The 2543-nt window shown below is 70.0% G+C and carries 3 protein-coding genes; 1 reads left to right on the plus strand and 2 read right to left on the minus strand.

The annotated features are described in order from the left end of the window. Both E1293_RS46300 and E1293_RS46305 read right to left on the minus strand, forming a co-directional pair. On the minus strand, window positions 1–308 hold a 308-nt coding region (locus E1293_RS46300), incomplete at its 3' end, for a Rieske (2Fe-2S) protein (protein ID WP_165978719.1). Window positions 309–411: 103 nt separating this feature from the next. Beyond that, entirely contained in the window at window positions 412–1800 is a 1389-nt protein-coding gene (locus E1293_RS46305; protein ID WP_132206415.1) for an iron-containing redox enzyme family protein, read from the minus strand. Window positions 1801–2353: 553 nt separating this feature from the next. Here E1293_RS46305 and E1293_RS46310 point away from each other — a divergent pair. Then, a partial coding sequence (locus E1293_RS46310) for a hypothetical protein (protein WP_132206417.1) occupies window positions 2354–2543 on the plus strand: 190 nt, incomplete at its 3' end.

Genomic DNA, 2543 nt, shown 5'->3' on the forward strand with positions numbered 1-2543 from the left:
TCCTTGTGGATGACCGAGACGGGCGCGTCGTCGCCGTCCGGGAGCACCACGACGGCCTCGTCCCCGCTGCGCACCATCGGCAGGCAGCTGCGCCGCACCGCGGCGACGCCGACCTTGGTGCCGTGCCACGGGCAGCTCAGCCGCCGTCCGTCCGGGGTGCGGCGGGCGAGGCTCAGCGGCCCGCCACGGTGCGGGCAGTGGTCGCGGACGAGCAGTGCCCGCCCGTCCGAGTGCAGGACGAAGTAGCGGTCGTGGCCGACCATCACGGTGTTGTGCCGGCTGAGATCCATCACGATGACGCGGGACATCGGCTCCTCTTCGGTGTCGGGCGCGGCCGGTGACGGGCGGGGACGGCACAGGGCATGGCGCGGTCAGGCGGTGGCGGTGCGGGAGTGCGGGAGCGGAGGTGCGTCAGCCGGGCGTGGCGGTGTGGAGGAGGCAGGCGGTTTCGGACGTCGCCGGGCGCACCCCGTAGAGCCGTCCGGCGGGGATCAGCACGGCGTCGCCGCGCGCCATCCGCTCGGGAGGCCCGGTCGGCGTCGTGACGAGGTCGGCCTCGCCGCGTTCGATCTCCAGCACCACGGCGTCGTCGTGGGTGCGGGTGCCGAACGGGCTCTCCGGTGTCAGGAGCGTGCGCTGCGGCGCACCGGCGGTCTTCGCGCTCCCGGCGAGTTCGCGGTGCCGGGGGAGGTCGTCCGACCAGCGGATCTGCGCCGCGGTGTCGTCCTCGAACCAGCCGCCGATCAGCCGGGCCTCCGCGACGCCGCGCAGTAGCTCGGGGACGACCCGCGGGCCGTGCCGCTCGGCCAGCGCCAGCAGGACCTGCTCGCGGGTGATGCGCCCGTGGTGCTCGTCGATGTGCGCGTGCTCGTCGCAGTAATGCAGATCGACGGCGTCCCCGAATATGTCGCGGAACACCTTGACCATCTCGACGAAAGCGGGTGCGAAAACCGCTTCCGCATAAGTAACGGCCCCCGCGTACCGGAAGAACTTCGCATGGTCGCGGGACAGGTAGTAATAGTAGTTGTTCGTCGCCAGCGGACCGGCCAGATAGAAGTTCCAGTACGCGTGCACATGCGTCGCCATCGCGCGGCTGCGCAGCATTTTGGCGAAGATCGTGGTGTGCTTGGCGTCGTAGACGCCGTACCCGAATTCGTCGATGAAGATCTTGAACAGCGCGGACTGCTCGGGCCCGTACGCGCCGCCGAGGTTGCGCGACATCGCGGACGCCTCGGTGAGCCCGTCCAGCGCGAGCTGCACGAGGTACAGGTCGGCGGCGCTCTCCCGGTCGCGGGCCTCCGCGATGGCGGTCAGCGCGGGCGACGGGCCGGCGGCGGCCTCGTCCACCACGTGCTGGAAGTAGGCGTCCAGCACGTCGGGGGTGGCGGCGCCGCTGACGTCCACCGCGTCGTCCAGGCAGGCGAACGCGAAACGTTCCAGCTCCGAAACCGAGCCTTCCCGGATTTCTTTCAGCTGCCGCCCGTAGAAGAGATCAAAATCTTCGTACAGGCCCGCGAGTCCCTGCTCGGGCAGGAGCACCGTCTCGGACTCGTAGTACGTGCCGAGCAGCCGGTGCGCGGCGAGGGACCGATGGGCGGACCACTCGCCGGGGCCGGGCGGCCGGTCGAAGTCGTGCTCGGCCAGCGAGCCGGGGACCAGCATCCGGCGGTAGGGGTTCGGGCCGTGGAGTAACTGGGCGTCACCGCGGAAGAGCGGGCTGCCGGCGAAGGCCGCGAGCCGCCGTCCCAGGGTGTCGCCCGCCTGTCGGCCGGCGGACGATTCCTGCGATTGGACAGTCATTAATTTGTACCGTTCAGCTGACTACTTCTGGGGTCGGGTGTAGCTGTAGGCGCCCGCGGCCGATTGTGTCGGCCAGGGTCACAAGAACGGTTGGATTTGTTGGCGGGGTGGACAAATGTAGCGGAGCGAATCCGGCCTATCACTGGTGGTGGAGGCCGGGTTCGCTCCGGCTGCCGGGCAGATTAACAAGGGGTCGCCCGGTGATCAACGATTGAGCTGGAACTTTGTCGTTTTAGCGATCTCGCCCGAAACGGCCGCCCGGATTACGGTCCGGTCCCAAACCCCACCCGCGGTGCACCCTGTTCAGGATGCCCCCGAACCGGGGCCGCTCCCCGGGACACCCGCCCTGACCTGTCTCATCGCACCCGCCACGCCGCCCCGGCGCGCCCACGGCGAAACATTCGCAACAACGACCTGACAACCGACGAACGCCCGAGTCAACTATTTCCGGGGATACTCCCCGAATTCGTGACCGTATCCGGCCGTCCCGCCGGGTGCGCGGGCGGCCGGACGGTCATCCCCCCTGATCCGGTGCCGTGCGTAGACTCCCGGCATGGAACTCAGGGACGCGGCGCGCATGATCCTCTCCGAGTCGGCGGCGCATCCGGAGCTGCTCCGGGTGACGCGGCAGGCGCACGACCGGCTGGCCCGCGGCCACCAGGTCCCGCACACCGACCTGAGCTGGATGCTCCGGGAGGCCGCCCGCAAGGACGTCTACCCCGCCCTCCACTCCCGCTACGGCG

Source organism: Actinomadura darangshiensis (genome assembly GCF_004349235.1).
Lineage (GTDB): Bacteria > Actinomycetota > Actinomycetes > Streptosporangiales > Streptosporangiaceae > Spirillospora > Spirillospora darangshiensis.

What these genes read in the sequence shown, in the direction of transcription:
- E1293_RS46305 (WP_132206415.1), bottom strand. Translation starts at nt 1,800, where the DNA reads ATGACTGTCCAATCGCAGGAATCGTCCGCCGGCCGACAGGCGGGCGAC.